The organism is Microcoleus sp. N3A4, assembly GCF_036701805.1.
Classification (GTDB): domain Bacteria; phylum Cyanobacteriota; class Cyanobacteriia; order Cyanobacteriales; family Microcoleaceae; genus Microcoleus.
Genome location: NZ_JAUBRJ010000054.1, coordinates 20,476 through 46,578 on the forward strand (window position 1 = coordinate 20,476; position 26,103 = coordinate 46,578).

Genomic DNA, 26,103 nt, shown 5'->3' on the forward strand with positions numbered 1-26,103 from the left:
GCGGGACGCGAGCGCTATAATATAATTCCGATGTTACCGTATTTGATATTACCAATTACCAATTACCAATTACCCAATGACAAGCGAACTTATCGCCCTAGCTAGCTTGATGGCAGGGCATTTTAGCAACCAAAAGCAGGCAAGTGCCAATCCGCAAAGTTACGCTCACATTCGGGTATTGTTTCGGCCTTTACCCTTTGAGTTTTTTGGCGGAATCGGTTTTTATTCCGAACAGGTTTATGACTACGATGTGTGGAATCCTTACCGTCAAGGAATTCACCGACTCGTCGAACAAGAAGGTCAAATTTATGTAGAGAATTACGGCCTAAAAGATGGTATGCTGTATGCGGGTGCAGGGCGAGAATTAGATATTCTCATGACTATTAAGCCGGATTGTATTGAACGGCGCTATAACTGTTCGATGGTATTTAAGAGAGATGGCGAAATGTTTCGAGGAAGTGTGGAGCCCGGGGACAAGTGTTTGATTAATCGCAAGGGGTGCGAGACTTATTTAGTCAGCGATGTGGAATTGACAGAGCATACTTGGGTAAGTTTAGACCGAGGGATGGATGTTAATACTCGCGAGCAGGTTTGGGGTTCGACTGAGGGGCCTTTGCTGTTTGAAAAAGTCGAAAGTTTTGCTAACGAATTGCCTGTGGTCACATTAGTAATGTGAGAAAAACAGTGAAAACAACTGTGAAAACAACAGAATGTTTAATATATTATGTTGCCGCCATTAGCTAGAAAAAAAATGGAGTGCTGGATTCGGAGCCGGCACTTGATTTGTTCGGGAAATTTTCTGATATTTGAAACGTTAGAATATCCTACAATTGAGAGCTTTGGGGAGTGCATTGAGAGTTTGGGCGGCACTTTTATTTGCGTTCATCCAATTAATAAGGTTTGGATTGGCAATCACCGAAAAGTTATTTTGTATCAAGCTAAGGCGAGTTTGCACGCTCCTGAGTACGAGCTCAAACAATACTGGATTAAATACGGTAGTTTTTATACTAGGTTTGATGAACGCTGTTAGGAAAAAGAGTTACCCCCTTGATGATTCGGAGCTTGAACTCGCTACTGCACAAGCTCTCGTCCGAGCAGAGGCGGACTAAGAAATACAGGGGGTATTTAAGCCGGATTTTGTATTCTTTCTTTCTAAGGACTGATGACTTTTTGCTGTTGAATTATTTGCTGCAAAACTTCTGGTGCGACGCAGCGGCGTTCGGAACTGTAAGTCATTAGGTTTACTCCGTTCATCATCCGCACTGTGCTGACGCGCACGCGGAAATCGTCGGTGATAAACCAGCAGCGTTCCTGACCTTGATTTTTTTCATATTCAGTGTCGATTGTCAATACTCCATCGGCAGCAAAATTGTATCTCCCGATAACTGGTATTCCTTCTACATAGCCTTGGTTGCGGAGGAATTTTCCAGATTGCGGATTGTTTGGCTCGGGAATATCTACTAGAATTGCTGCGTAATTTGGGTTTGGTTCTTTGTCTTGGGCGTCGAGGGTTGTCTGCCACATGAATGTAGCTCCGCCGACGGCTAGTGCTGGATTAACCCCTTGTTTGTCGCAAAGTTCTTGGATTTTGGGGTGGTCTTTTTCCATGACTTGAATGATGAGATTTGATTCGCCTGACTCGTCTGCGGCGGCATCGAAGTGATGGACTGAACGCTGCGAAAACCAGGTTCCTTCGCTTTTGCGAAAGAAGTCCATCATTGTCATTGGCGGTTTGATTTTCATAGCGTTTGTGACCTCGGCTGATTTTTTCCTAATTCGGTTTTCTAGATTTTACTAAATTTTATAAATTTTGATTGTAAAGTTTAGTAAGGGATGCCCAGAGTAGTTCCGGTCAAGGTATGATAATTTGAATTGAGGTATTTTTTTTAAAGAAATGGTTAATTTAAAGATCGATCGCACAAATTCCGATTCAGAGTTTTTACGGGCTTTGAAGTCGGGGCAAAGTTTGGCGGGGGCTGAGTTCCCGGATGCTGATTTGAGCGGGGTTGAATTGTACGATCGCGATTTGAGCGGTGCAAACCTCAGCGGTGCAAACCTCAGCGGTGCTAGTTTAATTGGCGCTAACCTCAGCGGTGCTAATTTGAGCGGTGCTAATCTGGTTGAGGCTGATTTGCGGGGCGCTAATTTGCAAGGTGCGATTTTGAAGTCTGCTGCTTTGCAAAACAGTTGTTTGTGCAGGGCAGATTTGCGGAATGCTAATCTGAATGAGGCAGATTTGAACGGAGCGAAATTGCAAGTTGCTCTCTACGACTCGCTGACAGTTTGGCCGTCGGATTTTAGATACAAAAGTTGCGGGGCTGTGGGGCCGGGAGCTCTGTTGAGCGGGGCTTTTTTGAATACGGCTAATTTGCGGTTTGTCGATTTGAGCGGTGCTAATTTGCTGGGCGCTTACTTGAGCGGGGCTGATTTGACTGGTGCTAATCTGCAAGGTGTGGGTTTGAGCGGTGCTAATTTGCGGAGGGCTTTTCTGACAGGTGCTTGCTTGCGGGATGCGCGGTTAAATGGTGCGGAATTGCAGGGAGTTGATTTTCGAGCGGCTGATTTGACTGGTGCTAGTTTCGATCACGTTACTAGCATTGAAGGTGCGGATTTTACTGGGGTTCGGGGACTTGGCGAGGCGGCGAAGGCGATGCTTTCTCACCGGAGTTCGGAGGAGTTGGATAGTTGGAATTCTTATACTAGAACTACTACTCGCGAAAGTTTGAATTGCGAGAGTGTTTAATTGTTTGGTATGTTGCCCTTGAATAGTACCCGATCGCAATTCAAGCTGAAATCAGGAGCGATCGCACAAACCCGGTTTGATCGCAAAATCGGGTTTTTTTGATTTGGCATTAATCGCAAAATTTGGTAGCCCTGGCCGCCAATGACACTCGCAATTGAGATAATGCCCGACGAGCAAGGGAGCATCTCATTTTCGCAAAAAAGATTTTTTTTACAGTGCGAGCGTCCCCGCTCGCGATGATTATACACCTCGCGAGCGGGGACGCTCGCACTACAAATGCAAAAGAGAGATGCACCCGACGAGCAATCGCTGTCGGCGACAAATATTCTGTAGGAAAAAAACTTGACATCAGCCGGTCATAGAAAGTAAGAATAAATAACAGCCATAAAAAAAAGAGGCTTTATGTTTGATTCGCGATCGGCGATCGGCAAGTATGGCATTGATAAGTTGCTATCCCTAAAACAATTTTGGCTAAAATACATCCGGTAAAATACGGAGTATCTATGAGTTTTTCGCAATCTAAAATCTAACATCTAACATCTAAAATGGCATAACTCATGGCAACAGCTATTCTCGACCTGGAAATCTCCAAACTCCCGCCAGAAATTACGGTTGAGGAGCGTTACAGCAAAGCCTTAGTTTTAATTCGACTGGACGGAAAACCGATCGGTCAAGCTCTACTTTCGGTAGTCGGAGGTCGCATTGAGGGAGATCAATTGCGGGAAACACTGATGAATGCAGCGGGCGAGAACCTTTGGAAAAATTGGCTCTACGATGCCCTCGCATGGGACGAACGCGGGCCCGTGCAGCCAATGCCGATCGCCACAGTAGCAGTTTGCACGCGCGATCGCCCGGAAGATTTGCGGCGCTGTCTGGACGCGCTGATGCAGATCCCAGACGACGGTCAGGAATACTTGGTAATTGACAACTGTCCCGCCACGGACGCTACCGAGGAACTAATCAAAAAATACCCAAAAGTGCGCTATGTGCGCGAAGACCTACCGGGTTCCAGCGCTGCCCGCAACCGAGCTTTACGCGAAGCTAAACACGAATTCGTAGCGTTTACAGATGACGATGCAGTGCCCGATCCGAACTGGCTGCGATCGCTCTTGCGAAATTTCAGCGATCCGCGAGTGATGTGCGTCACGGGGCTGGTGATGCCCTTGGAACTGGAAACCGAAGCGCAAGAATGGTTCGAGCGCTACAGCCCCCACGGGCGGGGCTTCGAGCGCCAATTTTTTGACGGGGCGCACTGCAACCCTCTGGTTGTCTATCTTGTGGGGGTTTCGGCGAGCATGGCTTTGCGTAAAAGTTCGATCGACTTTATTGGATTGTTTGACGAAGCTTTGGGGGCGGGAACGCCCACTGTCGGCGGCGAAGACTGTGAACTCTTTGCGCGCATTTTGCGCGCGGGCTACCGCATCGTCTACGATCCGAGAGCTTTGAGCTGGCACCGCCACCGCCGCACCTGGGAAGAATTGCAAAAAACGCTCCAAGGCTACGGCATCGGAGTCTATGCTTTCTGGACGCGGATGTTTGTAATCAACAGAGAATTCAGTGTGCCTCGGTTAGCTTTGGGATGGCTGTATTCCAAGCAAATTCCTGAATTATTTGCTTCTTTGCGGAAGCAGCCGGATGCGATTCCGAGCGATTTGCTGTTGGCTCAACTGCGGGGCTGTGTCAGTGGGCCGATGGCTTATTTTGCTTCTCGCAAGTGGTTGCAGGAAGTTAAAGGGAAGAAGTCAGTAGTCAGCAGTCATTAGTCAGTAGTCATTAGTCAGTAGTCAGTTGTTGGTTGTCAGTTGTCAGTTGTTAGTTGTCAGTTGTTAGTTGTCAGTAGTCATTAGTTAGTAGTTAGTAGTCATTAGTTAGTAGTTAGTAGTTGGTTATTTGCGATCGGTCATTAGTTGTTTTTTTGGTGCTGAATGCGTGGGAACCAAGGTATTTATGCGTCCAGGAATGTTTTTAATAACCAATGCCCAATGCCCAATGCCCAATTCCCAATTCCCAATGCCCAATTCCCAATTCCCAATGCCCAATATGAATAGAGAAAATCCCACAGTTAGCGTAATTATTCCCAGTCACAATCGATGTTCTTCGCTGCAGCGAGCTCTTGATGCTTTGCACTCGCAGACTTATCCGATCGACCTCATGGAAGTTATTGTAGTCGCAGATAGCTGCATTGACGATACTTTGGCAATGCTGCAAGACTACAAAGCTCCGTTTAAAGTGCAGGCGATCGAGGTAAATTGCCGGAGTGCTGCCATCGCCCGCAATACGGGAGCAGCTTCGGCTACCGGGCAATTGCTGCTGTTTCTGGATGACGATATCGAAGCAATGCCGCCTTTGGTGGAAAGCCACGCGCGGGTTCACCGAGAGCGTCCGGGCTGTGCTGTCATGGGCCCTTATCCGCCAAAGTTGCAGGGAGAAACTAGATTTTTTGGCGTAGAAGTGCGGGCTTGGTGGGAAGACAAGTTTTATCAGATGAGCCAGCCGACTCACCGATTTACTTATCAAGATTTGCTCAGCGGCAACCTTTCTTTGGATGCAGAAATGTTTGCTCGTCTCGATGGCTTCGATTCGGCTTTCGGGGACTGCGGCGGGGAAGATTACGAGTTTGGGGTGCGTTTGCTGAAAGCTGATGTACCTTTTGCTGTAGCGGGGGATGCTGTTGGCTATCATTACGAACATGAAACTAATAATCTCGATCGCTCTTTTGGCCGTGCTCGTCAGGAAGGGCGATCGGATGTTTCTATCGGCCGCCGACACCCGGAACTTAGACCGATACTGCCGGTAGCAGCCTACGAAACTGCTGACTCGCTGGTAGATAAAATTGTGGTGGCTGTCACGTTTTTCTGGCCGGCTGCTGTGGATTGGCTGGCCCTGGGACTGAGGAAATCTCTTGATTTACTCGAAAGCTTGCGGATGCGGGGAAGTTGGCGGTGGTTGCGGTCAAAATTGCGCGGTTATTGGTATTTGCGGGGTGTCATTGATGAGTTGAAAAGTCGATCGGCTCTTTCTAGTTTTATGCAAGAAGGAACGGCTAGCGGCGATTTGGGCAGACATGAAATTGAAATCGATTTGCAGGAAGGTTGGGAAGCCGCAGAACGAATCATTGACGAGAAAAAACCCGATGGCATTTACCTCCGTTACGGTGAACAGTCGATCGGTCACGTCACTCCCAAATTCGGTGTAGAGCCACTGCGGGGCGCTCACTTGCGATCGATTCTGGCGCTTGACTTTGCCGAACCCCTGGCTCGGGCGATCGCGGTTAACGGTATGCCCAAAAGTGCTGCTCATTCTGAGCCTAGCTTAGTTGACAACACCCTACTTCAACATCTACAGTTGTTTACAGTATTGGACAAAAAAAAACTGGAAAATCCTTCCTAGAAATGACATAATTAGATTATAGAAAAAACAGAATATAGAGGTGTAATTAAGTAAGCCTTTAATTAATCGCAAACAGTCATTTAGAGTTGAAAAAAATAGAAATTGACAATAATAATTATGGCAATAAAATTGATTGAAGCTGATTTTTTAGAACCAATTCCTGACAAGCTGACCCTGGTGCAGACCCAGAATTTGGTTGAGATTCAGCCCTGGAATGTATCCGGGCCAGAACCTCAGATAGTTGCTGGGGGTGTGCTGTGAAAAATGCGGGAAATGTAGCTTACATTCGCCAAATCACTCATTTCTTTGATTTGCTGCGGGTATTGGTCGATCGCGATATGAAATTACTTTACAAGCGATCGACCTTGGGGATTGCTTGGACTTTAATCAGTCCGCTGTTACAGTTGGCTGTATTTTCCTTTTTGTTTCGCTCTGTCGTACCGCTTAATATTCCCAAATTTTCTTCCTTTGCTTTCAGCGGCTTGTTAATTTGGAGCTGGTCTCAAACGGCATTATTTAAATCAACGGGATTAATTACCACTAATAAAGCACTAATCAGGCAGCCAAATTTCCCCACGGCAATTTTGCCGGTAGTCACGACAATGACTGGGCTAATTCACTTTGTCTTAGCTTTGCCGGTGTTAATTATCTTTCTGGCAATTGATGGACTCCATCTGAATTCAGTGCTACTTTTGTTGCCACTGCTGATGATTATTCAGTTTTTTTTGACAGTTAGTTTTGCTTATCCCCTTGCCGCTTTGAATGTCACTTTTCGCGACACACAGCACACTTTGGGAGTAGTTTTGCAGATGCTATTTTACCTAACTCCGATTTTCTACGACATCAACAGCGTCCCGGAAAAATTTAAGATTTTCTATTACTTAAATCCAATGGTGCCGCTGATTGAAGCTTACCGCGCCATACTGCTCAAAGGTATGCAGCCAGATTGGCAGGCTTTGTTAATTTTGAGCTTGGCTATTGCGGCTCTTTTGCCCATCGGACTGGGAATTTTTAGACGGCAAAGCGATCATTTTGTGGAGGAATTGTAAATGCGTGAAGCAATTATTGTCAAGGGTTTGGGTAAGCGTTTTAACCGCTACTCTACCGCGAAACCTTATACGATTATGGAGGCAGCTTTGTCTGGTTGGCGGAAGCTGAAGCCGGAGGCGAGTTTTTGGGCGCTGCGGAATATAAATTTTACTGTTTCTCCTGGGGAAATGCTGGGAATTCTTGGCAAGAATGGCGCGGGAAAATCAACGCTGCTGCAACTTGTCGGCGGGATTGGTCACGCTGAGGAAGGAACTATTAAAGTTAACGGCAGAATTGGCGGTTTGTTAGATTTGGGTGCGGGTTTTCACACGGATCTAACGGGCAGAGAAAACGTGTTTGTGGGTGCGGTGGTGGCCGGTTTGACTAGCCGGGAAGTGGCGCGCAGGTTTGACGATATTGTGGAATTTGCAGAGTTAAAACAGTTTATTGACAGCCCGATGCGGACTTACAGTACGGGGATGAAAATGCGGCTGGCTTTTTCGGTGGCGGTGCATACCGATCCAGAAGTGCTGTTAGTTGATGAACATTTGTCGGTTGGTGATGTGGCTTTTCAAACTAAATGTTTGAATAAGATAACTGAGTTTAAGAATCAAGGATGTGCGATTGTTTTGATTTCTCACACTGCGTCGCAAATTCAGAAAATGTGCGATCGAGCTTTGTGGCTGAAATCAGGTGAAATCGTGGCTTATGGGGAACCGGAAGTGGTAGTCGGTCAGTATTTGTCAGAAATGCGATCGTCCGCAGAAAATCGCACTCCCCTGCGTGCTGCTGAAGCTACGAGTAGCGGGTCGTCACAGCGAGGTCATCAGAATCGCTTCGGTTCTTTGGAAGTAGAAATTACCGATGTTCAAGTATTGCCAGATTCAGAAATAGATAGCGGTGATGCTATTAGCATTGAAATCTCTTATTCGGTGTCCCAGGAAATTTCTGCGGCTATTTTTGCCGTGACAATCAGCAGGGATGACGGTCAAAGTTGTTTTGAGACTAATACTAATCAAATGGGCAGACTGCTGCCGCTGGTGAAAGGGAAAGGCAAAATCCGGCTGCAAATAGACAGGCTGGATTTAGGAAACGGTCAGTATTACGTGAATGCTGGGGTTTACGAGGAAACTTTGGCTTACGCCTACGATTATCATTGGCAGGTTTATCCGCTGTACGTGCGATCGACTGTAAACCAAAAAACGATTCTTTGTCCGCCGTACCGCTGGGAATTTGAGGGCAAAATGCCGCTTTTGGATTTAGCCGAACCAGCCGCTGTAACTTACGATTTGGATAAAAATAATCCCGGCTACGCCAAGATTTTGACTCAGTTGGAAAACAAGCAAAAGCCAGATTTTTTAATTATTGGTTCTCAAAACTCCGGCACGGAATCTCTATACAGCCATCTCGAAAATCACTTGCAAATTATCAAAGAAGGTTCCCGGGACATTCACTTTTTTGATTTAAATTTTGAGCGCGGTGTTAATTGGTATAACAAACAGTTGACTCGCAGTGTAGCCGGTGAGAAGGTGTTGCTGTGGGAGATGACTCCTTACTATATTTATCATCCTTTGGTGGCGGAGCGAGTTTACAAGTGTTTCCCCGATGTTAAGCTGATTGTGATGCTGCGAAACCCGGTAAAACGAGCGTGGATGCACTATCATTTAGAAGTGGCGAACGGCTGCGAAAAGTTGGATTTTGAAAAGGCGATCGCTTCTGAACCGGATAGACTCAAAGGTGAGATAAAAAAAATCAAAGCAGATGAAGGTTATTACAGTTTTAATCACCAGCATTATTCCTATTTGTCGCGGGGAATTTATGTAGAACAAATCAAAAATTGGCTCGACTATTTTCCGAGAGAACAGTTGCTAATTCTCAAGAGCGAAGATTTTTACGCACATACAGGTCAAGTCTTTTCGGAAGTATTGAATTTCTTGGATATTAGTGAAAGTGCAAGTAAAGAATATGAAATTAATCATGTCGATGAATACAGCCAAATGCCACCGAAAATCGAACGAGAATTGACTGATTATTTCAAACCTTACAATCAGGAACTTTCTGATTTGTTGAAGGAGGATTTTAGTTGGAGTTAGGAAAAGAGTTTTAACCGCAGAGAGCGCAGAGAGGAACAGGAATCATACCTCTTTCTTCTCTTCCTCTGTGCCCTCTGCGCTCTCTGCGGTTCATAAAAAAATCTCATCCACAAACAATTTATAAAGTATAAAAATGAAACGCATATTTTTAGTAGGCTCTCCGAGAAGCGGCACAACCATGCTTCAAAGTTTATTGGCTGCTCATCCTGAAGTTATTTCTTTTCCTGAATCTAAGTTTTTTCATTATTTACTGTACAAAAAGTTTGCGGGAAAGTTGCCAGGTAGGCTGGAAGCTTTTTTTAAGGATGAGATTAATCGCCCTGAACTTTTGCAAGGTTTTGATGATAGTCAAACTGTAGGAAATAAAGTTAGTTGGTTAGTCGGAGTTTTGGATGGTTTGGCGGCGGAACAAAACAAAAGCATTTGGTTGGAAAAAACGCCGGAACACATATATTTTATTGATGACATAGAGCGATTTTTACCGGATGCGAAATTCATACATATTTTGCGAAACGGTATGGATACAATAGCTTCTCTGCATGAGGCTACTAGCAGTTCTCATGATTTGTGGGGGCCTGGTTGGGATTTAAACCACTGTATCGATCGCTGGAAACAGGCGATGTTAATTAGTCACAAATATGCTAAAAAATCTAATCATATATTAGTCAATTATGAGGAAATTGTCGATAACAAGGTCAAAAAGTTAGAAGATATTTGTCATTTTATGGGTGTTGAATATGACGCTAAAATGCTGGAAGCTTATCAAGAAAAAGCAGCTAGTCTCAGTTTGAATTTACCTTGGCACCAAGGGATTGAGAGAGAGGTAAAAAGTAGTAATGTTCACAAATATCATAAAATTTTCACGAGAAATGAAATTAAAGATATTTTAGATAAGATTAAGCGAGTCAAGGATGAAATTGCCTGGAAAGTTGCGGTAGAAGTGAGCGAACCAATTTCGGATATTTGCGCTCTTCCCCAAATATACGATCGCCTGTGCTGTACGATCGAACTAGAGGGCATTAAACTCGGTATTCTTGAATTGCCAGTCTGCGATGGCACGGTTGCGGGTGCGGTTTTGGCGGATGCGATCGCAGCCCAGTTTGCTTGGCAAATTCTCGATCGCTTTTTTCAACGCAATCGCTGCGAAAAAGGTAATAGATTGTGGGAAACTTTGCTGGAACCATTCCACAAGAAAAATGACTGGAGGCTATTTTTGCAAGAATTATGGGGCCGTCCGCATTGGCATTTGGAGGATTTCTACAAGCCAGAAATAGCCGGAGAAGTCCCTACAATTACGCTTGAAAAAGATTTAATTGCTCTGGAAGTTAGCGAGGAATTTGCTAATATAAAAGTTGAGCTTGATGAAATTGACGTGCTGGTGAAAGTAGGCGGCGTTGCTGTCGGTATTGTCACGGTTGCGGTGGAAAATAATTTCGTTTCTGCTCAAAAATTGCGATCGACAATTACTCGAAATAGCGGTTTTGAGTTGTGCGTCGCCACCGTGCGAGAAGCTTTGCTGGGAAAACCGCTCAACGGCAAGCAATCGCTGCGATCGCGCTTAGCCTCTTGTGCTCAACAAAGGTCAAATTTGCCCGACAGTTTGAATGCAGCGGGTGCTGGGGGCATTTACCCGCCAAATGCGGTGATGTTCGGCAGGCGATCGGGTGCGATCGGGACAAGTGTCAGCCGCCGGGCCGCACTCCCAGCGGCGGCAATTGCGGGGGAAACAACAATGGAAATTGCCTCAGAAAACGAGTTTCCAAAGCAAGTATTTTACGCACCGGAAATTATTGGGCGAAAATCGCCGTATAGAGAAGTTTATCACTCGGTGAAACCTCAAGTTTTTGACAATCATAGCGTTACACAAAGGCTGCCGATTCTCGCCTACCGCCGCATTTCTCCTGACGGTTTAGACGCAGTTACCCCGCAGGCTTTGGAACAACAATTGCAGTATCTGAAAGATCGTGCTTATTATAGTGCGAGTTGGGAAAATTGGCGAAGCGCGAAACTGGCTAAAACTCCTTTACCCGGTAAAGCTGTATTGATGACTTTTGACGGCGGCTATCTCGACTTTTTTCAATATGCTTGGCCTCTGCTAAAACGCTTTGATTTTACAGCTACTGTTTTTCTGGTAGCGGAGTCGATAGGAAAGACAAATAGTTGGGAAAAAGCCGAATTTGCAGAAGTGCAGTTAATGGGATGGCCGGAAATTCGCCAACTGCGGGATGCAGGGATTGAATTCGGTTCGATGTCTGCTACTTATCAACCTCTAACTGCATTGTCGCCGACAGAAATTGTGCGGGAGGGGGCAAAATCCCGTGCTATCTTAGAACGGGAATTAGAGAAATCTGTTAAATGTTTTGCCTATCCTTACGGGGATGTCGATCCAATTGTAGCGCATTTAATTGGAGCGAGTGGGTATACTTTTGGTGTATCCTATAGGTCAAAATTTAGCAGTTTTGACGATGCTTTACTGTCGCTGCCGCGCCTTCAAGTCAGCGCAAAAAAGGCCTTAAAATTACCTTAGTAGGGTGCGTCAGCCAGCGAGATTTTTCCCTCAACTAACAATCTCTCAACTGATGAACCTTACCAATGAAATTGCTTAATCAATCCCTTGATTTTTCGCTGCAAATAACCGCCGAATCCTCTAGAAATTTTCTCAAACTTATAATAAAATAAAATATCCATAACATCTTCAGTTTTCATGTACTTTAAATAAGAAATTGCTCTATCAGTAAGTTTATCGTTAACATCATCGATATATTTTCTCACCGCCAACCTTTCCGAAATATTCCATTTCTTATCAAACTTGCGGTGCATTTCCGTCTCATAATCCCGAAAATCCGAGATTTTCCCCTCCAAATAGCTTTGAATATATTTCCCAGCTATTTCCGCACCATCCATCCCGTGTCTAATGCCCTCGCCGCCCAAAAAATTTACTGTCGAGACAGTATCGCCGATCGCAATTATATTATCCTTGCAATAAATATCCTTCAAACCGCGGCTGTACTTCAGCATCGAACCGTGTTTGTCAATAATTTTATAATTTTTAGACTTCAGATATTCATCAATCAGCAAATCAATATATTTTTTCAGCGGTGACAAATGCCTCAGCGTTTTCTGTTCTAAAAAAATGCGTGCCGCACCAACTTTCAGCCTGTTTTGTTCCATTGGAAATATCCAAGAATAACCTTTAGGCATCCATTTATCGCCCACAAATAAGATTAAATCACCGCTATATTTATTGTAAACTTCGGGTTCAACTTCAATTAAATATTCTATTCCGGTTCCAGACAAAAAATCCGGCTTATCCTTCTCTTTTTCATACATAATCGCCCTAGCAAAGCCCGTAGCATCAACCAATACTTTGGTGCTAACTTTGATAAGTTGACCGTCGGATAACTGTTTAAATTCTACTGTTGTTTCGCCCTTGGCTGGTGAATGTCCGGTGTAGCGATAACCAAGCCAAACTTCACCGCCAAATCGCTCAACTTCGCTGGCTAAAAATGCTCTAAATTTAGCAAAATTGAGAACAACGCCCAAGCTTTCGGGAGACTCCCAAGTTTGAGTGACTTTGCTAGTTTCAATAGTAAGTTTGTGCCAAAAACTGCCGATGACGGATTCAGGTAAATCGAATTTAGAGAGGGTTTCTAGAGGTGTAGCGGCACTAGAAAAGTCATTTTTATTAAAATTGTCGTTTTGCTCTGCCAGCAAGACTTTGTGACCGGATTTGGCTAGGATTCTCGCGCAGTGGCCTCCTGCTGGGCCGGCTCCTACTATTACTATGTCAAAACTTTTTAAATTCATTTGGCTTTTAACTAGCTTCCAATGTCAAAACACCCGCAGAAATATCAACTACTAACCGCCGAGTTTTCAGCCACTGGCGGCCGATTAAAATTTCCGGTACTCCGTCACCCACATGAACGGGAATGTCAAACTCTTGCTCATCTATGCGTACTTTTCCTGCATAAAGATCGAAATCAAATTCTCCCTTTGCTGTCCGCATTTCTTGTCGCCTAATATAAATCCAATCAAGTCCCTCGAAATCTTGCTCGTCCATTGCTAACCAGCCCGAAAAACCTGTATCTAGCAGAGCATCAACAGGTAATTCTAAGCCGTTATTAGCAATCAATTCAATTTCAAAAAATAGCTCGTCCTCATCACCAAATCTTCCTTCAATCATATTGAGCCGCACGCCCCTGTGTTGTTGATGCGGAAAAGGTAGGGGATAGCATTTGGGTGTTTCTGGCGGCACATTTTGGTAGCCGCCATATCATCCTTGTCGATAAAATATTCCCCGCTATCAGGTTCAACCGCCATGTACCAGTTGTAGTGAGTGTCAATTAAGTCTGGTTTAAGGCGATCGAAAATTACTTTACAACGCTTGCGAAATGCCGCTCTTTCGGCTCGCCACTGGGCTTTTTTTTCTTCTGACCACTGAATTTCGGGGAACAATCTTCCCCGCCGCACGGTACGATTTGGTTTGACGCTAGTCATTGTTTTTTATACCTTATATTCAAATGTTTCTGCAATCTGATTGTACCATAAACTTCTATTTCATTGTTGGTTTTCCTTTGTGTCAGATGATACGATGTTGTCGGTCGTCAAAAACTATGAGAAATGACTGAAAGCATTGATTCATAGTTGGCTAAATTTTTCCTTGAAGCTGATTGGCTTCAAACAACAGTCGCTTGACTTCTTCCTCAGTTAAACTATCTCTGTTCAACCGATTCACATAGTCAGCTACATAGGCAGCGGTTACATAACTGCTGAAAAAATTTACTTTCTTGTTAGCACCCCCCGAAATTGGTTCATCATAATTTTTACCGACTGTAAAAACACAATTTTCTTCGGGATTACCGTAAGTATTTTTTGGAGCTTCTTCTGATTCGTACCAAAAAACTTTGTATTTTTTGGTAACTGGGGGCTTTACAACCAAAACGTTAATATTGGAAGGCAAATCATCATCCAAGATCGTTTTGCCTTGCGACAGCCAATCCATAAGCGCTTTTTTATCGCCAGACACTTCATAAACAGCATCGTCATCAGAATAATCACCGTAAGTCCCAATCAAACTGCTAATAAAATTGCTAGTAATTTGATCGTTGCTTTGCAGATGAAAATATTTAAGCTTAGATAAAATATCTTGGCAATAAACAAAGATTTTCCATGCGTCAATGATGCTTGCGTGAGCTGATATAAGTCGGCGTTCTACGCTTCCCTTGCGTCCAATTCCAAGGTAGACAGCATGAGCATCGCTGGAAGTAGAAGCAGCGATAAAACATCCAATATTAAGGCGGTTACCGTAATTTGAATCGAATCTTTTTCGGCGGTTAGCTTCTCCCACAAAAACCTCCTCTTCGATCTATGGCTATCAACTAATGACCTTAACTATATAGTAGGACTAATGAGTTCTTCAGTCTTATGCAAGAGGACTTTAGCTTTGAGGCAGGGGTTTAAACCCCTGCCGGACAGAGGGAAATAGGGTGTTTGTTGACACCAATGGTGAGGCAGTGCCCACCCTACAATTCTAGCTAATTAGACGCTAACGGGTGACTGTTTGCGGCTGAATGTTGCTAAGATGCGATCGACCATTTGCGGTGGAGTTAACCCTAAACTGGCAAATGATTGCTCTGGCGTTGCATGATCTACTAATGTATCCGGTACGCCCAGCCGCATCAGCGGAACGAGGACATTATTGTCGAGCAAAGATTCGGCTACTGCTGAACCGAAGCCGCCCATCAAACAGCCTTCTTCTAAAGTGACAACTCGCCCGATTCGCTGTGCTAAAGGCAAGATTAATTCGGTATCTAACGGCTTGACAAAACGCGCATTGATGACCGTTGCTTCAATGCCGTGTTCGCTCAAAATCTCGGCGGTTTGCATTGCCGGATAAACCATTGAACCGTAACCCAATATCAGCAAATCGTCGCCGTTGCGGAGGATTTCGGCTTTGCCGATCGGCAATTCTTCCCAACCTTCTTCCATCAAAGGCACGCCGTAACCGTTGCCGCGCGGGTAACGCATGGCGATCGGGCCGCTGGTGTGGTTGATTCCCGTGACTATCATCCGCTGCAATTCTGCCTCGTCTTTGGGTGCCATAATTGTCATATTTGGCAGACAGCGCAAGTAAGAAATGTCGTACATTCCTTGGTGGGTGGGGCCGTCGGCGCCGACAATTCCGGCTCGATCCAAACAGAAGAAAACTGGCAATTTTTGGATGCAGACATCGTGAATTATTTGGTCGTATGCCCGCTGCAAAAAGGTCGAGTAAATTGCTACAACGGGGCGCATTCCTTCGCAGGCTAAACCAGCCGCTAAAGTCACGGCGTGCTGTTCGGCAATGCCGACATCAATGTACTGTTTCGGCAGTTTTTCCTGAAGTTTGTCAAGGCCTGTTCCGGTTGCCATTGCAGCGGTAATGCCGACAATTTTGGGATTATTTTCTGCTAGCTTGACCAGGGCGTGGGTAAAGACTTTCGAGTAAGCTGGAGGCTTGGGTTTGGTGGAGGGAATGCCTTTGCCGGTGGCTAAGTTAAAGGGATTTTGGGCGTGATATCCTACTTGGTCTTTTTCGGCGATCGCGTATCCTTTACCCTTCACCGTCACCACGTGAACTAGCACCGGCCCTTGGATAGTATGACCTTGTTTGAAAGTGGCAATTAACTCTTCCAAATTGTGTCCGTCTACCGGGCCCATGTAGGTAAAGCCCAATTCTTCAATTACTGCTCCTACTTTGGAAACTGCCAAGCGTTTCATGCTTTCTTTGAGGCGTTCCATTTCTGGGGTAAAAGTTTCGCCGACAAAGGGAATGTGTTTGAATTGTTCCTCTAAGTTATCTTTGAGAAATTGCACCGGCTGCGAGAGTCGCATCTTGTTCAAATAGCGGGTAATCGCGCCGACATTGGGCGAGATTGACATCTCGTTGTCGTTGAGCACTACCATCACATTGGTTTTCGGCATATGGCCCGCGTGGTTGATCGCTTCGAGTGCCATGCCGCCAGTCAATGCGCCGTCGCCGATGACTGCTACAGTTTTAAAGTTTTCGCCCTTGAGGTCGCGCGCCATCGCCATTCCTAGTGCTGCCGAAATGCTTGTGGAAGCGTGACCGGCGCCGAAGTGGTCAAATTTGCTCTCGCAGCGCTTCAGATAGCCTGCAACGCCGTCTTTTTGGCGTAGGGTGTGGAATTCGTTGTAGCGGCCGGTTATCAATTTGTGAGGATAAGCTTGGTGGCCGACATCCCAGGTAACTTTGTCGCGATCGAGGTCGAGTGTTTGGTAGAGTGCTAAGGTCAGTTCGACTACACCCAATCCTGGGCCGAGGTGGCCGCCGCTAGCGGCTACAGTTTCTAAATGCTTTTCTCGAATTTGTCGGGCAATTTGTTCGAGTTGATGAATCGAGAGACCGTGTAATTGGTTTGGGTGAGTCAGTTCGCTCAGATGCATATTTTAAAATCCCGCTCCTAAGAATTAGGACGAATCCTTGATAGATATAGGTTGTAGCTGCAGCGTTCGGTACGTGCAGACGTTAGAATAGTTTAACTGTTATTTGAGAAAAACTGTTAGGCGGGAATTTTTAATTGTTTTTGGGCTGATAATTATAGTCAATGAATCGCCGAAAGTCAATATAAAGAATGCTTATATTGCTAGTGAACGGGGATTGTTAGCGATTTAAAACTGGTTTGTGTACTGATGGCTGACTTTTTAGCCATTTGGTTTCTGCAAGCGGACTGTGATGCAAAATCATTAACTGCGACTTGCTAAGTGCTTCTAGCGCGTAGGTACAACCTTGCAAATCGCTAAACTCAACCTCAACAAATTCTGTATCGTATTCATCAACTACTGTTCCCACTTGACCGCGATATAAGCCATGTTCTGGCAAATCTTCTAGCAATGCAACAACATCAAGCAGTTTGATTTTAAAATTCATTTTTACATACCTCCTTCACGGAATATAACAAGTTACTAAGCGGGGAAAATTCTCTGTTGTTCTGATAATCCAAGCACTCCGTACTATAGCTTGTTTGTCGAGTCGAGTCATTAGAAAATCAACTATAGCCGTTCTCAGAAAGATGAGGTACGTAGTTGGGCTTCAGCCCTATACGTTTAAATGGTTATATAATCTGTCAACCATACCTCATCTTTTTAATAAAGGCTATACATATCTCTGACCGTGCCTGTCTTGTTGAGTCGGAGTTGCTTCAGAAGTCAAAATTGCTTCCAACAAAGCTGTTCGCAGTTCGTCTACGTCCTCTAAGCCTATGCCTAAACCCGATCGGAACACGCGCGCTTTATGTTGTCCATCGGAATGCTCTAAATCTAGACAGTAAGTTGACAGCTTCCTGATGTCAATTATAGCGCGATCTGCGTTAGGTAGCTTCATGATAGCTGTGAAATTTTAGTACAAGTATAAATGAGTATTCATAGGGATCGAAGCTCTCAGATACTCTTGAAATATTGTAGCCGATCGGTTGCCAAGTAAATTTGATGAAGGAGCGATCGCACTTGTAAAACGCGATCGCACTTATCCATTACAGCATTCGCTCTAATTCAGTCGCACTTCAGGCAATTTCTCGGCCCCAGTCGTATCAAATACGATCGCGTGTTTAGCCACCGGCAACAACCGCCGTAAAATCTGCATATATCCCTCTGCATCGCCTCGGCGGTGGAACCTAGCCACAACCAATCGCTGCATATTTGGCAATTGCCGCACGATACACCAGGGATGAGTGTTTAATTTGGGCTTTGATGTTGGTATCATAGGGTAATCCTTCCCCACGTTCGTGGGGTGTGGTAAAAAAGGCGATCGCCCTTAAGTTTTCGAGGCTAGGTGGGCGATCGTTTTTAGTGTACATAGATATTATCCGGTATATATGCACCGAAGTCAAGCAAAAAAATGGGCTACGTGAGACTGCGGATTCGAGAATTAGCTGAGAAGAGAGGTTGGACGTTTAAAGAAGTTGCCGATCGCTCGGGAGTCAATTACAACACGGTAAAAAGCTACGGGAGGCGGGATGCTTTGAACACAGTCGATCTGTCTGCTGTCTACAAAATAGCCCGCGCCTTCGATGTAACAATGGAAGATTTGGTCGAGATTTTGGAAGATTGAGGACTCATATCAATTCCGGTTATATCGGAATGATTAAACCACAGAGGGCACAGAGGACACAGAGAAAGAGAAGAGAGAGATAATAATTCCGATGTCAACGGATTTGATATTACAAAATACCCAGCGGGTGCGGCTCAATCGCAGATATTCAAATAAGCTCGATAATCTCATAGGCGACGCACCAGACAAAATGCGCCGCCTGAAAACTAAGAATCTCGTAAACCCGATCCCCGTGCTAAACTCGCGTTTGACTTTGCAAAATTTCCTCCAACAGCCGCTCTTGACTTTTCGCAGGTTCTTTGCAAGTCAAACACTCGCAAACTAACCCGATAACACCTTCAGGCAAATCAGCCTCAATCTGACAGACAGCAGTCGGATAATACTGGGAAATCAATCCCGAAATCTGGTCGGGAGTCGTGCGAATTAGGGTAGAATGCTGATACCAATCGAGAGCAGAAAGCAAACTCGGACAAGCTTGCGGAGAATCTTGTACAATACTGCTGAAAGCTTGCAAACCTTGCTCCGCGCGATCGAGATATTCCAAATTCGGGCCCAGCAGTGCGAGGCGAACCAAAGAGGCGATCGCAATTCCATTCGCCGCCGGAGTTGCATTGTCTATATAGCTGCGTTCCCGCACCAACAAATCTCCGCTCACATCCTTAGCAGCATTGTAATATCCTCCCAATTCCACGCTCCACAAAAACTCATCAAACTCTTCTTGCACCTGCACAGCTTTCTCCAACCAAAACTGAGAATTCGGCAACTGTTTTGCCTTTTCCCCGTTGCCTAAAGTCAAACTCGCTTGATGCAAATCCAACAATGCTTTCACAAACAAAGCATAATCTTCCGACTGCGCGGTTACAGCAGATAGTCCGTCATAATTCAACCGCTGAAACCGCCCATCCCTCCACTGATTGTCTAAAATAAAATTAGCCGCTTTCACAGCTAATTCCAGATATTCCAAATTTCCAAAAACAGCCGCAGCACGGGCCAAACCCGAAATCATTAAGCTATTCCAAGCAGCAATCATTTTCGTGTCAGTAACTGCGGGAATTCTACCAGGCCAACTTTCGTTTTTAGCTTCTTGATTGTTGCGGGCTGGCGGAAAGGTTTTCACATTATCGGGATTGCCACCGTAGCGAACTTGAAAGAGTTTAGCCAAAGCCTTTTCTACCCTGTCGCTCAGTTTTCCCGGATGGCGGCGCTGCAATACATTTTTGCCTTCAAAATTGCCGCTGCGACTAACAGTAAACTGTGCTTGAATCTCCGCCAATTCCTCAGCAGTTAATAGTGGTTCCAGTTCGGCGTAACTCCAGACATAAAATGCTCCTTCTTCCGGTTCAAGTTCTTCAGAAGTGTTAAAGCTGTCAGCATCCTGTGCAGCATAAAAATAGCCTGTCGGCGCAATCATTTCTCGCTTCAACCATTCTACTGTTCCCGCGATCGCAGTTTCAAAAGCCGGTTCTTGTATTCCCGCGCTCCACAAATTAGCCAAATATTCAACAATTTGACCGTTGTCGTAGAGCATTTTTTCAAAGTGCGGCACAGTCCAAGTTGCGTCAACCGTGTAGCGGTGAAATCCGCCGGCTACGTGGTCGTAAATGCCGCCCAATGCTAAGTCTAATCCGCGCTGAGTGCAGACTTGTTTGCTGTCGTATTTTGATGCAAAATTAAATCGGGTTCCCCGCAGTGCTAGCTCCGCATAAGGTATCATCGGAAAACTGGGGCCGGGGTTGCTACCGGCAATAATTCCGGTGTTAAGTTCTAAGCCTTTTTGGAAGACTTCGCGATTTAATTCGGCGGTTATTCCTGACAGCGCTGCCGACTGTTGGAGGTTGCTTAAAATCTCTGCTTTGAAGGCTTCTACTTTGCCTTTTTCTGTGTCGTAAAAGCGGCGAATTGCTTGCAAAACTTCTAAAAAGCCGGGGCGTCCGTAGCGGGGTTCTACGGGGAAATAAGTGCCTCCGTAGAAGGGAACTCGCTCGTCGGGAGTGAGAAAAACGTTGAGCGGCCAACCGCCTTGGCCGGTCATCATTTGCAAGGTTTGCATATAAATGCTGTCGATATCCGGGCGTTCTTCGCGATCGACTTTTATCGGTATAAAGTGCGAATTCATGTATTGGGCGATCGCGCGATCGGAAAATGCTTCCCCTTCCATCACCGTACACCAGTGGCAGCTAGAGTAGCCAATTGACAGGAAAATCGGTTTATTTTCGCTCCGGGCAGTTTCTAGGGCTTCGTCGCACCAGGGCCACCAGTCGATCGGATTTTCGGCGTGTTTCCGCAGGTAAAGGCTTTGGGATTGAGCAAGACGGTTGACCATAATCAAATATACTTTAAATCGTACTCAGTAAGCTTGTCAGTCCTCTAGCAGTTTAGCGCGAGATGTTTTAGTTGAGTTGTTGCTGATAATTATGTTTTAATATTATGGCTGATTATCTCGATATAATATGAGCTTATCATCTCGGAGAACCTTCAATCAACAGCTAGGACAATTTTTGCTGAGTGCTGCTGTTCCTCCTGCTGTTATCAAACTGATCCAAACTGACTCCTCGGAGCAAGCTTTATTAGAAACTAATCTTAACAATTCTCTGGCAAAAGCAGACACAGAAATAGAATTATTAGTCCCGACATTTTTAGGTAACGACAAGCGTCGGTTCTACGGCAGAGGTGTTCCGAAAAATTTGAAATTAATCGACAAATTTGAGCTAGGAAGCGGACGGACTTTTCTGGGAAGGCGATCGCAAATTTGGAGCGGCGCGGGTTGGACTGGACAGCCAACAATTACCAGAGACCGGGGGAAAACTTATTTAATTATAGGTTCTTTCGACCACAATTTGCGAAAAATAGATATTGCTACCAATAAAGAAGTTTGGCGCTATAAATTTGATGATATAATCAAAGGCTCATCAACGATTTATATCGATGAAAAAGCCAGCGCCGAAAACAGAATTGTGATTTTGCAGGGAAGCCGCAGTGGCGGTGGCGGCAAAAGTGTCGTGCCGAGTTTTAGGGCAATATCTTTTAGAACTGGCAAGGAAATTTGGAAATTGGACATCAGGAGAACGCCCAGCTACAGCCGCGATAATGACAGCAGCGCTTTGGACATCGGCGGTGGCGTTTTGTTCAATGCGGGGGAAAATGCGATCGGCTATTTTCTTGATAGTTCTACAAGTAAGGCCAAGATTAAACAAGGAATTAAACAGCCAAATATATTGTCAGAAGTACAGCTTTATGCAGCAGGAGATATCAGCAAGCACGGCGGCAACTTGGTAGCGGAATCATCCCCGTCGAGGCTCAAAGATAGAATATTTATAGCTGCTGGTTCCGGTCATATTTACGGTATTAGCATTGAAAGTAAAAAGATAGTCTGGGATTTCTATACTGGTTCAGACTTGGATGGAAGTGCTGTAATTTCTAAATCTGGAAAACTATTTTGTGCGATTGAAAAACAATACATTCAGGGCAACGGCGGCGTGCTGAAACTGAATCCAAACAAGGAACCGAATGCCAGCGTTGAATGGTTTTTGCCGACTGGAAATCGCCGACTGTCTAGCTGGGAAGGCGGGATAATTGGCTCGGTGGCGTTGAATGACGAGTACAATCCAGGGGAGTTTCCAGCGCTGTTTGCCACAAATGCGATCGACGGCAATTTGTACATCGGTTCCCAAGATATGATTACAGGCAAAAAAATTGCTGTACCTTGGCGAAATCAGTCTTACGATACTCCGGTAATAGTGTTTAAAAAAGAGATTGGTTCTTCAATTTCGACTCCGATATTTACCGATGGCAATAAACTGGTCAGTGCGGGATACAACGGTGTTTATTTGTTCAATTTGAATTGGGAACGAGCAAAGTCTGGGGATAAGAATGCTTTGAAAAATGCGAAAGGCGAGTTTTACCGTTTGAAAGTAATAGAATCAGGGAGATTTAAACCCGGTTTATCATTTGAGGCGACGCCTGTAGTTTGGGACGGAATTGTGAGGATTTGCGCGAGGGATGGCTGGATGTATACTTTGGGTTAGTTATTGCTATTTTGTACCTCTATCGGGAACAGGCAAGATGCCTGTTCCACAATAAGTAAACTCTGTTGCGGAACAGGCATCTTGCCTGTTCTCAAAAGGGTGTTGAAATCCGCCACCTATTCCTACCTGCGGTTTAACTGCGGTTATATGTATGATAGAAATAATTTCGGAAATTATCGGAAACTCGTTATGGCAACTCATGAAACTCAAATAAGTCAAGTTTACGGTTCAGAGGATGCTCAAGGTATTTTACAGCTTGCGATCGCCCGGCGACAGGATGAAGGGGAATTATCCAGAGTGCAGCTTTTCGAGATTGCAGCGGAATTGGGCATTTCCGAACAGGATATTCTGCTGGCGGAACAGCAATGGTTAGCAACTAGAGGAGAATTTCAAGAAAAGCTGGTTTTTAACACTTACCGCCGCGCTAAATTGCAGAAAAATGTGACAAAGTACGGCATTATCAATACTTTTCTAGTTTTGTTTAATCTAGCAGGATCGCACGAGCTTTCTTGGTCGCTTTTCATTTTACTAACGTGGGGATTGGGATTGTCGCTGAATGCTTGGAATGTTTATCAAACTGAAGGCGAAGATTACGAACAAGCGTTTCAGCGGTGGCGTTTGAAGAAACAAGTCGGTGAGTCTCTTGGTACGGCGGCGGATAAGTTTATGAAGTGGTTGCAGTCGTGATCGGTTACATAATTCCGGTTAAATACATATAAATCCTGTAGGGCGGGTTTTACCGATCGTAATTGCCTAAAATCAATAATCTCATAAACCCGCCCCCGCTTGGGCGGTAAATCCTTAATTTTAGGCTTCAGGATCGATACCCAAAGCTCTTAACTGAGCCGCCAGTCGATCGGCACGCTGCCGCTCTTGTTCGGCTTGTTGTTGGGCTAATTCTTTCTCTTGTTGCTCGCGATCGGCACGCTGTCCCTCTTGTTCGGCTCGTTCTCCACCTGTCAGCAATAAATTACCTTCTTCGTCCCAAAAACGCAGCCAAGGCAGTTCGGCATTTTGATACTGTCCCTGCCATATTCCTAATTCCACACCCAAAGGCCCAATCGGATAGTGTCCGCGATCGTTGGGTGGCAATAACTGATAGTTACCTGTTAGCAACTGATACACTTCTACGCTGGCTCGACTTACTTCATAAATAGCGTAGAACGGCACGCGAATTGCTTGTTCGTAAACCCAAAACTTACCCGTTTTAGGAGTTGCATCTCGTTCTTCCGAGCCGTCGCGAGAAACAAATTCGATTACAATTAAAGGTGCGACAACTTCGTACCACATCACGTAAGAACGCCGAATTTGACCGTCAACTAATGGCGACACGTTTGGAACATAAAACCAATCGGGTGCTTCAGCTCCTTTGTCTGTCGGCTCTGTCAGGCGCCAATAAATGCCGCAATCTTGACCTATGCAATATTGATTGTCCTGATGGCGCTGCTGCAATAGCGGGGTGATGGAATCAGTCAGCAGAATGCTTTGGGGGTGCTCCTGAAAGTTTTTCACAAATGTACCGTCTTCGTCTGGTAGTTGAGTGTGGTCGGGAGGGCGATCGGTTATTGGTGTATAGTTTGTATCTCCCTCGGATTCTGGCAGTTGAGTGTGGTCTGGCAGTCGATTGAATGCGATCGAAGATTTTGTTTGAGAAGTCATGGCACTAGCCGTTAATTATAAGCTGATGATTATTCAATTAATTTAACAGATTATTTGGCTGTAGCGCGGCAGTTTTATGGTTAAGAATTATTGTAGATCATCTTGGAGCGAGAGAATATTTTGTCATCATATATTGCCTCACCGCTGGCGATAGAGTGAAAATCGATCTCTCGCCCTGTTCTTGTTTTTCTATTAATGCTCGCCATCCCAAAGATTGCAGCGCATTGAATAACTCCGATGGCGATAATTGCACTTTCTCTAACAATTGGGAAATTGAAACTGGCTCGATTTCATTCCCGATGCAGCACATCACCTGTTTCTCTAACTCGGATAAGCGATCGCACTGCTGCTGCAATATTGCTTTCAATTCTTCTGGCAAGAATAGCATATAGCAATCCTAAATGATTTGCTTGCATTATACGCGAGCTTTCTGGCTCGCACTGCAAGGATTCTGGTCTCGCTCAATTTTGCGACTGATGCGAGGATTGCTATATCATATTGTAAGAATTCGGCAACTCTGCCGCTAAATAATTCTTGAATCATGGCTGCAACTATTTTTAACCACAAGGGATTGCCTCGGTAAGTGTTAATTAAGGTTTCCCATTTGTCTTCGTCAAGTAAACCTTTTTGTCGGAATATTTCGCCTGCGACTGCACCTAAACCGTCGAGTTGTAAGCTGCGAACGCGGGCTTTTTCTCTGGTTGATGTGACAAGTTCTCTAGGTTTTTCCCAACTATTTAGGATTAAGCAACTGTTGTGGCAAGTTTCGCCTATCCGTTTGAAAAAAGTGCTGTAATTATCATATTTATGTCGATAATTGCCTGCTATTTGTCGGCTGCTGAGAATAGTTTGTACGTCGTCTAGGATGATGAGGCAGCGGTGCGATCGCAATTTTTATATTAACAACGATAGCATTTCATCAGTGTTGACTGGTAACTCGGTTTCTGGTAGATTATAGCCTTTCTCAAAAAGATGAGGTATGATTGACAGATTATATAACCACTTAAACTGAGAGGGCTGAAGCCCAACTACGTACCTCATCTTTCTGAGAAAGGCTATAGATACAAATTTAATTAGGCTTTTTAGGGTGGTTTCGAGAGTTGGAGATGTGTCCAGACTTCGCCAAATTATACAGTCAAATTGATGCTGAATTTGTGGGAGGAGGTGAAGTGCGATCGCCGTTTTGCCAATTCCGCTGATTCCTAATATTGCCACTAGGCGGGTGCGATCCTGTATTATCCACTGTTGTAGGGTGGCGAGTTCGGATGTGCGATCGTAAAATGAGCTGATATCTGGTGCGTCTCTTAAGTCTTGACGTATTTGGGGTTGAGTGTTTTCTGGGGTGGAGGTGGAGGGCGATCGATCTTTTGGAACTTCTGGAGAGTGTGAAGTATCTCCACAGACATTGACATTACCAATTTGTACAGAGTTTTTCTCGACTGTTGATGAAACGATAGAGATTTGCAACCTTTTAAAGGTTGAACGAAAATTTGATTTATTAACTGCTTCACCTAATACATCTGAAAGTATTTTCCATAATTCCGAGGCAACATCCCTAGCATGACCCTCGCTACAATGAGCTTCCTCTGCAATTTTAGGATATTTTTGACCTTGCCAAGCACCGAGTAATATAGCCTCTTGCACGTTGTCGAGATGGGGAGCATCCCATTTTTGCTTTCATATCATGGACGGTTGCATCAGAATAATATATTTCGATGATATAGCGCGCTCGCGTCGTCCATAGCGAACGGCTAGATCGCGAGCGAGACGCTCGCACTCCTAAAAAACGGCTTTTTACCAAATTGGGATGCTCCCGTCGAGATGTTTTCCAGTCTTGGCGAAAACTAGGTTGTCGGCAAATTTTAAGATTTCTTCAGCGTCCATCGATCGGGAAAGTGTGGGGGTTTTAGCTATTGTATCCTACAATTTCCGACCGTGCCGACATTCTCCGACCTGCGAGAGAGGAAAAATCATGTAAAACTACCGACATTTTCCGACATCTTCCGACTAGACAAGTCAAAGATTTTGCTCAACAATAATAACTAATGGAATCAC

Annotated in this window: 25 protein-coding genes and 1 pseudogene; 12 read left to right on the forward strand and 14 right to left on the reverse strand. The window is 44.9% G+C overall.

From position 1 onward, the window contains the following. Positions 1-76 precede the first annotated feature (76 nt). Positions 77-676 carry a chromophore lyase CpcT/CpeT gene (locus tag QUA56_RS25620; protein WP_333363459.1) on the forward strand — a complete coding sequence of 200 codons (600 nt, stop codon included), beginning with the start codon at positions 77-79 and terminating at the stop codon, positions 674-676. 75 nt (positions 677-751) lie between these two features. Next, positions 752-1,030 carry a CpeR family transcriptional regulator gene (locus QUA56_RS25625; protein ID WP_333363460.1) on the forward strand — a complete coding sequence of 93 codons (279 nt, stop codon included), beginning with the start codon at positions 752-754 and terminating at the stop codon, positions 1,028-1,030. A gap of 122 nt (positions 1,031-1,152) precedes the next feature. Here the strand turns inward: QUA56_RS25625 and QUA56_RS25630 are convergent, their stop codons facing one another. Then, on the reverse strand, positions 1,153-1,743 hold the full coding sequence (locus QUA56_RS25630) for a phycobiliprotein lyase (protein ID WP_333363461.1): 591 nt from the start codon (positions 1,741-1,743) through the stop codon (positions 1,153-1,155). 151 nt (positions 1,744-1,894) lie between these two features. Between QUA56_RS25630 and QUA56_RS25635 the strand changes: the two genes are divergently transcribed. The 7 genes from QUA56_RS25635 (at position 1,895) to QUA56_RS25665 (ending at position 11,782) form a co-directional block, all read left to right on the forward strand. Beyond that, entirely contained in the window at positions 1,895-2,743 is an 849-nt protein-coding gene (locus QUA56_RS25635) for a pentapeptide repeat-containing protein (protein WP_333363462.1), read from the forward strand. Between the two features lie 557 nt (positions 2,744-3,300). Beyond that, positions 3,301-4,506, forward strand: a complete 1,206-nt coding sequence (locus tag QUA56_RS25640; RefSeq protein ID WP_333363463.1) for a glycosyltransferase — start codon at positions 3,301-3,303, stop codon at positions 4,504-4,506. A 226-nt stretch (positions 4,507-4,732) separates the two neighbouring features. After that, positions 4,733-6,133, forward strand: a complete 1,401-nt coding sequence (locus QUA56_RS25645) for a glycosyltransferase (RefSeq protein WP_333363464.1) — start codon at positions 4,733-4,735, stop codon at positions 6,131-6,133. A gap of 117 nt (positions 6,134-6,250) precedes the next feature. Then, complete coding sequence (locus tag QUA56_RS25650) at positions 6,251-6,394, forward strand: hypothetical protein (protein ID WP_333363465.1); 144 nt, start codon at positions 6,251-6,253, stop codon at positions 6,392-6,394. Further along, complete coding sequence (locus QUA56_RS25655) at positions 6,391-7,182, forward strand: ABC transporter permease (protein ID WP_333363466.1); 792 nt, start codon at positions 6,391-6,393, stop codon at positions 7,180-7,182. Before QUA56_RS25650 ends, QUA56_RS25655 begins: the two co-directional genes overlap by 4 nt. Continuing rightward, entirely contained in the window at positions 7,183-9,255 is a 2,073-nt protein-coding gene (locus tag QUA56_RS25660) for a Wzt carbohydrate-binding domain-containing protein (RefSeq protein WP_333363467.1), read from the forward strand. It abuts the gene before it with no gap. Between the two features lie 133 nt (positions 9,256-9,388). Then, a complete protein-coding gene (locus tag QUA56_RS25665; protein ID WP_333363468.1) occupies positions 9,389-11,782 on the forward strand; it encodes a sulfotransferase in 2,394 nt (797 codons plus the stop codon). A gap of 59 nt (positions 11,783-11,841) precedes the next feature. Here the strand turns inward: QUA56_RS25665 and QUA56_RS25670 are convergent, their stop codons facing one another. From QUA56_RS25670 to QUA56_RS25705, 8 genes and pseudogenes are all read right to left on the reverse strand, one after another. Continuing rightward, complete coding sequence (locus QUA56_RS25670) at positions 11,842-13,062, reverse strand: NAD(P)/FAD-dependent oxidoreductase (RefSeq protein ID WP_333363469.1); 1,221 nt, start codon at positions 13,060-13,062, stop codon at positions 11,842-11,844. Between the two features lie 7 nt (positions 13,063-13,069). Beyond that, on the reverse strand, positions 13,070-13,438 hold the full coding sequence (locus tag QUA56_RS25675; RefSeq protein ID WP_333363470.1) for an aspartyl protease: 369 nt from the start codon (positions 13,436-13,438) through the stop codon (positions 13,070-13,072). Then, positions 13,435-13,752, reverse strand: a complete 318-nt coding sequence (locus QUA56_RS25680; protein WP_333363471.1) for a hypothetical protein — start codon at positions 13,750-13,752, stop codon at positions 13,435-13,437. Before QUA56_RS25680 ends, QUA56_RS25675 begins: the two co-directional genes overlap by 4 nt. A gap of 151 nt (positions 13,753-13,903) precedes the next feature. Further along, complete coding sequence (locus QUA56_RS25685) at positions 13,904-14,602, reverse strand: hypothetical protein (protein ID WP_333363472.1); 699 nt, start codon at positions 14,600-14,602, stop codon at positions 13,904-13,906. Between the two features lie 191 nt (positions 14,603-14,793). After that, the gene (gene dxs, locus QUA56_RS25690) at positions 14,794-16,701 is read right to left on the reverse strand and encodes a 1-deoxy-D-xylulose-5-phosphate synthase (protein ID WP_333363473.1); all 1,908 of its coding nucleotides are present in this window, start codon (positions 16,699-16,701) and stop codon (positions 14,794-14,796) included. A 217-nt stretch (positions 16,702-16,918) separates the two neighbouring features. Beyond that, positions 16,919-17,185: a DUF4926 domain-containing protein gene (locus tag QUA56_RS25695; protein ID WP_333363474.1), complete on the reverse strand. Its 267-nt coding sequence runs from the start codon at positions 17,183-17,185 to the stop codon at positions 16,919-16,921. A gap of 15 nt (positions 17,186-17,200) precedes the next feature. After that, positions 17,201-17,638, reverse strand: a pseudogene (locus QUA56_RS25700) (DUF6883 domain-containing protein). Positions 17,639-17,800: 162 nt separating this feature from the next. Next, a complete protein-coding gene (locus QUA56_RS25705; protein WP_333363476.1) occupies positions 17,801-18,016 on the reverse strand; it encodes a hypothetical protein in 216 nt (71 codons plus the stop codon). A gap of 135 nt (positions 18,017-18,151) precedes the next feature. Here QUA56_RS25705 and QUA56_RS25710 point away from each other — a divergent pair, with 135 nt between their 5' ends. After that, positions 18,152-18,364 carry a helix-turn-helix transcriptional regulator gene (locus tag QUA56_RS25710; RefSeq protein WP_333363477.1) on the forward strand — a complete coding sequence of 71 codons (213 nt, stop codon included), beginning with the start codon at positions 18,152-18,154 and terminating at the stop codon, positions 18,362-18,364. Between the two features lie 235 nt (positions 18,365-18,599). Here the strand turns inward: QUA56_RS25710 and QUA56_RS25715 are convergent, their stop codons facing one another. After that, positions 18,600-20,687, reverse strand: coding sequence for a thioredoxin domain-containing protein (locus tag QUA56_RS25715; RefSeq protein ID WP_333363479.1), 2,088 nt, complete (start codon positions 20,685-20,687; stop codon positions 18,600-18,602). 127 nt (positions 20,688-20,814) lie between these two features. Here QUA56_RS25715 and QUA56_RS25720 point away from each other — a divergent pair, with 127 nt between their 5' ends. Further along, the gene (locus QUA56_RS25720; protein WP_333363481.1) at positions 20,815-22,389 is read left to right on the forward strand and encodes an outer membrane protein assembly factor BamB family protein; all 1,575 of its coding nucleotides are present in this window, start codon (positions 20,815-20,817) and stop codon (positions 22,387-22,389) included. A 189-nt stretch (positions 22,390-22,578) separates the two neighbouring features. Continuing rightward, on the forward strand, positions 22,579-23,076 hold the full coding sequence (locus QUA56_RS25725; protein ID WP_333363483.1) for a 2TM domain-containing protein: 498 nt from the start codon (positions 22,579-22,581) through the stop codon (positions 23,074-23,076). Positions 23,077-23,196: 120 nt separating this feature from the next. Here QUA56_RS25725 and QUA56_RS25730 read toward each other — a convergent pair whose 3' ends face one another. From QUA56_RS25730 to QUA56_RS25745, 4 genes are all read right to left on the reverse strand, one after another. Continuing rightward, positions 23,197-24,048 carry a Uma2 family endonuclease gene (locus tag QUA56_RS25730; RefSeq protein ID WP_333363486.1) on the reverse strand — a complete coding sequence of 284 codons (852 nt, stop codon included), beginning with the start codon at positions 24,046-24,048 and terminating at the stop codon, positions 23,197-23,199. 97 nt (positions 24,049-24,145) lie between these two features. After that, complete coding sequence (locus QUA56_RS25735) at positions 24,146-24,436, reverse strand: hypothetical protein (protein WP_333363489.1); 291 nt, start codon at positions 24,434-24,436, stop codon at positions 24,146-24,148. Next, the gene (locus tag QUA56_RS25740; RefSeq protein ID WP_333363492.1) at positions 24,412-24,939 is read right to left on the reverse strand and encodes a hypothetical protein; all 528 of its coding nucleotides are present in this window, start codon (positions 24,937-24,939) and stop codon (positions 24,412-24,414) included. Before QUA56_RS25740 ends, QUA56_RS25735 begins: the two co-directional genes overlap by 25 nt. A gap of 3 nt (positions 24,940-24,942) precedes the next feature. Further along, positions 24,943-25,692 (reverse strand): hypothetical protein, encoded by a 750-nt coding sequence (locus QUA56_RS25745; RefSeq protein ID WP_333363497.1) that lies wholly within the window; start codon positions 25,690-25,692, stop codon positions 24,943-24,945. Positions 25,693-26,103: the final 411 nt, after the last annotated feature.

Bases quoted from the DNA above. Each gene is read 5' to 3' on its own strand.
- QUA56_RS25620 (WP_333363459.1), top strand. From the start codon at position 77: ATGACAAGCGAACTTATCGCCCTAGCTAGCTTGATGGCAGGGCATTTT.
- QUA56_RS25625 (WP_333363460.1), top strand. From the start codon at position 752: ATGGAGTGCTGGATTCGGAGCCGGCACTTGATTTGTTCGGGAAATTTT.
- QUA56_RS25630 (WP_333363461.1), bottom strand. From the start codon at position 1,743: ATGAAAATCAAACCGCCAATGACAATGATGGACTTCTTTCGCAAAAGC.
- QUA56_RS25635 (WP_333363462.1), top strand. From the start codon at position 1,895: ATGGTTAATTTAAAGATCGATCGCACAAATTCCGATTCAGAGTTTTTA.
- QUA56_RS25640 (WP_333363463.1), top strand. From the start codon at position 3,301: ATGGCAACAGCTATTCTCGACCTGGAAATCTCCAAACTCCCGCCAGAA.
- QUA56_RS25645 (WP_333363464.1), top strand. From the start codon at position 4,733: ATGCCCAATTCCCAATTCCCAATGCCCAATTCCCAATTCCCAATGCCC.
- QUA56_RS25650 (WP_333363465.1), top strand. From the start codon at position 6,251: ATGGCAATAAAATTGATTGAAGCTGATTTTTTAGAACCAATTCCTGAC.
- QUA56_RS25660 (WP_333363467.1), top strand. From the start codon at position 7,183: ATGCGTGAAGCAATTATTGTCAAGGGTTTGGGTAAGCGTTTTAACCGC.
- QUA56_RS25665 (WP_333363468.1), top strand. From the start codon at position 9,389: ATGAAACGCATATTTTTAGTAGGCTCTCCGAGAAGCGGCACAACCATG.
- QUA56_RS25670 (WP_333363469.1), bottom strand. From the start codon at position 13,062: ATGAATTTAAAAAGTTTTGACATAGTAATAGTAGGAGCCGGCCCAGCA.
- QUA56_RS25675 (WP_333363470.1), bottom strand. From the start codon at position 13,438: ATGATTGAAGGAAGATTTGGTGATGAGGACGAGCTATTTTTTGAAATT.
- QUA56_RS25680 (WP_333363471.1), bottom strand. From the start codon at position 13,752: ATGACTAGCGTCAAACCAAATCGTACCGTGCGGCGGGGAAGATTGTTC.
- dxs (WP_333363473.1), bottom strand. From the start codon at position 16,701: ATGCATCTGAGCGAACTGACTCACCCAAACCAATTACACGGTCTCTCG.
- QUA56_RS25695 (WP_333363474.1), bottom strand. From the start codon at position 17,185: ATGAATTTTAAAATCAAACTGCTTGATGTTGTTGCATTGCTAGAAGAT.
- QUA56_RS25705 (WP_333363476.1), bottom strand. From the start codon at position 18,016: ATGATACCAACATCAAAGCCCAAATTAAACACTCATCCCTGGTGTATC.
- QUA56_RS25710 (WP_333363477.1), top strand. From the start codon at position 18,152: ATGGGCTACGTGAGACTGCGGATTCGAGAATTAGCTGAGAAGAGAGGT.
- QUA56_RS25715 (WP_333363479.1), bottom strand. From the start codon at position 20,687: ATGGTCAACCGTCTTGCTCAATCCCAAAGCCTTTACCTGCGGAAACAC.
- QUA56_RS25720 (WP_333363481.1), top strand. From the start codon at position 20,815: ATGAGCTTATCATCTCGGAGAACCTTCAATCAACAGCTAGGACAATTT.
- QUA56_RS25725 (WP_333363483.1), top strand. From the start codon at position 22,579: ATGGCAACTCATGAAACTCAAATAAGTCAAGTTTACGGTTCAGAGGAT.
- QUA56_RS25730 (WP_333363486.1), bottom strand. From the start codon at position 24,048: ATGACTTCTCAAACAAAATCTTCGATCGCATTCAATCGACTGCCAGAC.
- QUA56_RS25735 (WP_333363489.1), bottom strand. From the start codon at position 24,436: ATGCTATTCTTGCCAGAAGAATTGAAAGCAATATTGCAGCAGCAGTGC.